5 protein-coding genes are annotated in these 3,891 nt (G+C 52.3%); 3 read left to right on the forward strand and 2 right to left on the reverse strand.

Annotation, left to right across the window (positions count from 1 at the left end):
- Nucleotides 1-413, reverse strand: a 413-nt coding sequence (locus tag SV7mr_RS12495) for a DDE-type integrase/transposase/recombinase (protein WP_145278382.1), incomplete at its 3' end; no start/stop codon positions are given.
- Between the two features lie 149 nt (nucleotides 414-562).
- Nucleotides 563-877 (reverse strand): transposase, encoded by a 315-nt coding sequence (locus SV7mr_RS12500; RefSeq protein WP_145271091.1) that lies wholly within the window; start codon nucleotides 875-877, stop codon nucleotides 563-565.
- A 107-nt stretch (nucleotides 878-984) separates the two neighbouring features.
- Between SV7mr_RS12500 and SV7mr_RS12505 the strand changes: the two genes are divergently transcribed.
- From SV7mr_RS12505 to SV7mr_RS12515, 3 genes are all read left to right on the forward strand, one after another.
- Nucleotides 985-1,494 carry a hypothetical protein gene (locus SV7mr_RS12505; protein WP_145272467.1) on the forward strand — a complete coding sequence of 170 codons (510 nt, stop codon included), beginning with the start codon at nucleotides 985-987 and terminating at the stop codon, nucleotides 1,492-1,494.
- A 184-nt stretch (nucleotides 1,495-1,678) separates the two neighbouring features.
- Entirely contained in the window at nucleotides 1,679-2,668 is a 990-nt protein-coding gene (locus tag SV7mr_RS12510) for a hypothetical protein (RefSeq protein WP_145272469.1), read from the forward strand.
- A gap of 129 nt (nucleotides 2,669-2,797) precedes the next feature.
- Nucleotides 2,798-3,886 (forward strand): gamma-glutamylcyclotransferase, encoded by a 1,089-nt coding sequence (locus tag SV7mr_RS12515; protein ID WP_145272471.1) that lies wholly within the window; start codon nucleotides 2,798-2,800, stop codon nucleotides 3,884-3,886.
- The last annotated feature ends 5 nt before the right edge of the window (nucleotides 3,887-3,891 follow it).

The raw sequence follows: 3,891 nt of genomic DNA on the forward strand, positions 1-3,891 counted from the left end.
GGCGCTGCTTGAATCACAATCTCAATATCCACTTCCGTCATCGACTCGCGAAGTTCATGGTGCACGATGTAACGACTGAAGCCATCGAGTACCGTGATCAAGTAAAAAAACGTTCCACCAACGTTGATGTAAGAAACATCGGTATGCCAATGGCTATGCGGCTTTTTAGGCTGTTTGAAGCCTGTTCCTTTGAGCGACTTGGTCGCGGATTTGCGGTCCAAACGCCCCGCTGCTTTGAGAACGCGATAAACCGTCGAAGGGCTCACCGCAACGATGTCATCGTCAAGCATCATGAAAGTCAATCGGCGATAACCCTCCAGTGGATTCTTGTCATGGAACGCGACAATGGCTTGCCGCTCCCAATCCGCGAGCCACCAGTCGCGAGGGATCTTTCCGTTGTGGTCATTGACCATTCCGTAGCGTTTCTTCCAGGTGTGGAACTTGTTGGCCGCCAAGCCAAGCCACAGCAGCAGTTGCTTTGCAGGCAGCTCAGTTTGTTTCGTCCAATGGTTGATGTAATCGACGATTTGGTCTCGTGTATCGTGAGGAACCCAGCGACCGGTTAGAGCTCCCCATTTTCTTTTTTTGAGCGGATGTTCTCCTCCATCAGCTCAGAGATGACTTCGTTCTTAGCGTCGAGTTTCTCACGCATCTTCTGGAGCTTGGCATCGTGCTTGGACGTTTCAGCCTTCGTCGATCGCGGCGACTCAAAAGAGCGTTCAGCCTGTTGAAGCACGGAATTGATCCAGTTGTGGATCATCGTTGGCTGGACGTGCATCTCGTCAGCGATCTGCGAGACAGGAATTTGGTCTTTAAGATGCCTGCGAACCGCATCAGCCTTCTGTGAAGCGGTGAAAGATCGTCGTTTTTTTGTCATCAGAATTCTCCTCGGGGGGTGAGATTAATTCACCGGAGGCAAAATTCCAATTCCATGAGAGGCAAGACAGCAGCTTTGGTGTTACCGGTTGCCATAGCCGCAACTTGATGAATCCTAAGCGGATCGCTGAACTCCAGGGTCGCCGCATCGCCTTTGCTCAGGGTGGTCCCGAGGGTTTTAAGTTAGTCAAGCTGACGCCTCCTGTGTCCACCGAACGTTATCGCAAACGTGGAGAAATACTCTGGTATCCAACCAACATGCCGTTCCGTTATGCCTCAGCGCCGCTGCTAATCAACAATGACGGCGAAACGCACTTTACGAAGCTGGGACAATTGCTTGAGCACGTCAAGCGAGAGACCTGGGTTGCCGCTTTTGCCAGTCGTTTCCGGTCATCCCGAAAATGCCTTCCGCCTCCGGTGGCCAACCAAATTATGTCGATCTATGACCGCATGGAGAGTGAGGCCGAAAGCAGCGTCTTTGCAGAGACGTACGTTGACGCTCTTCCATACGTTCCTGCAGAATTCGATGAAGACCGCCTCGATGTCTACAAATCAATCAAGACACGACTAAGAAGGCCTCGGAGCTGCAAGGGAATCAAGCCTCCTCGTTCGTGCTAGCAATCGAGGCCCGGCGCCGTTCGCCAACGGGCAACCCCACAGCGAGTTTCGCAATGTCACAAAGAACAAGGGTTCGATTGCCGGAGTTCACACACCGAGTGACCTGAGAACGCGTCTAGTATCTCGCCGCTTTCCTGCGGCCAATCTGCTAAACCAACGTGGAGAAACAACGTGGAGAAACAACGTGAGCAGTAACATCTCAAGAGCTGATCTTAATTCTCGCCTAAAAGACCTCGAAAAGCAACTTTCCAACGAAAAGCTTCTGGTTGCCGATCCCGATGCTGTACTTCAGAAGGCTGAAGAGCTTTATTCAATGTCTGGATCGCACGAGACCTTCAAAAACTGGAGGCAGATCGCTGCGTACCGCTTGGGACACATCTTATTCCGAGAGTCCGATTTAGGCTCCGAAGCCTTGGAGCGAATCGCGGACCCGTTCCAAGAGGCAATTGGCGACGCCCGTGATCCAACAGGGGCGACCGGATTCATGCCTATCTTGTACAAAATAGCTGCCAACTTTCGCCTTTCCTGCCTCGACGACGAAAGGTCGTCGGAATTTCAGGGGCAAAATCGTCAACTCTTCGAACAGGCAATTAATCGCTGGACCCACTGGAAGCAGAAAACGCCCCATGGAGAACCAGTTCTGCAGAGCAATGGTTTCAACTGCCTGGAGATCATCGCATATTTCACGTCGCAGGACTACTCTCGGCTGTCAGGTCGAGAAGCCACCTCGTCCCGCGGAGAGAGTTGGTGCTTACTGAGCAATCGAGGACACGGTGAGGCAGTACTCCTGAGTAAAACCTTCGCCCATGCAGAGTTAGAGACAAACTTGCGACTAACAAAAAGTGCGTTTGGTCTCAGGCAAGTGGACCGTCAAGGCAATTGGCAATGGCGATTCGGGGACGAAGACTGGCAGACCTGGGAAGCAGCCGAACGCGCCAACATTTTGGCACTCGGTTTGTCTAACCCGGAGACTAGCAATCCGGAAATTGCAAGGGTCATTGGTAACACCACAGAGGCTGCAAAACAAGCAAAGAGCAGATTGGTGAAACAACTTAAGAAGCTACTTTCCAAAGCAGGTAGCCAATCGATGGAATTTCGTAATCTATGCGAACAAGACGCCGAAATTCCGGTTTTCCTGGCAATTGAAGCGAGGTTACTAAAAGCGTCCAGATAGAGAAAGAAGAAGAGGTCACGGTGAGGTCACGCTTTGGTAGCGATAATCCCTGTGTCGCCGGCAAGTCGCTGGTGTTTTGGCTCGGGAACGACCTGAGTCAGGTTATTCGTTCACACAGGAGATTCACCTATGACTTCTACGCCACGCTACTATTTTGCTTATGGATCGAACTTTTGCCTCACCGACTGGAACGAATGGTGTGAGAGACGTGGAATTGACGGTTCAGGACTCACCCCAGTCTGCCCAGTCTATCTGCCGGACTACAAATTGCATTTTTCCCACTTCTCCACAAGCCGTGGCGGTGGGGCGTTGAACATACTGCCGAGCCTCGGTCACGCAGTGGAAGGCATGCTGATGACCGCAGACGATCACGCTTGGGAAGCTCTCGATTGCAAAGAAGGTGCGCCGTATGTCTATGAAGCAATTGACAAAACTGTATTGGACCTAGATGGCAATCAGTTTTCTGCGATTGTCTACATCCTTCGCCCCGATCGGGTTAGAGCGTTCGTTGAACCTACGGTCGAGTATGTCGAAACCGTCCGCCGCGGCCTGCGGGCGTTCGATCTCGATACCGATGCAGTTAACGCAGCGTCAGAGGGCAAAGAGCCTCGACCAGCAGCAACGGCGGTGTTTACTTACGGAACCCTGATGCGAGGCGAGTGCCGCTTCTCTGCGTTCGGGACTAACAATGTCGCTGCTGCAATGCTTGCGAGCACGCCTGGCGAACTGGTGGATCTGGGAGCTTATCCAGGACTGCTTCCAGATGAGCTCTCCAAGAGCGACAAGCATGTTCAAGGCGACTTCATCCGGATAAGGAATCTTGAGCAGACGCTTTTGGAGCTCGATCGGATCGAAGGGTTTGAGGGCTATGATCCTCAGTCGCTATTCATTCGTAGGTTAGTGCCCGTGGATGTCGGTGGGAGGATAAGGATGGCATGGACGTACGAGTACAACCTTCACACGGCCCCCGATGCACAACGGCTAACACACGGGTGCTGGAGAGAGCACAGAGGCAAAAAACAGGAGTTCCTGAGCGAGCTCGTGAAAGATCACGCGCACTGCGTGCCAGAACGCAGGCTCATCAATCGCTTAAGACGACTGGAACTGTCTTGCCTCTCATGGAATTGGAATTTTGCCTCCGGTGAATTAATCTCACCCCCCGAGGAGAATTCTGATGACAAAAAAACGACGATCTTTCACCGCTTCACAGAAGGCTGATGCGG

The sequence above is a fragment of the Stieleria bergensis genome (genome assembly GCA_007745635.1).
GTDB classification, from domain to species: Bacteria; Planctomycetota; Planctomycetia; order Pirellulales; family Pirellulaceae; genus Stieleria; species Stieleria bergensis.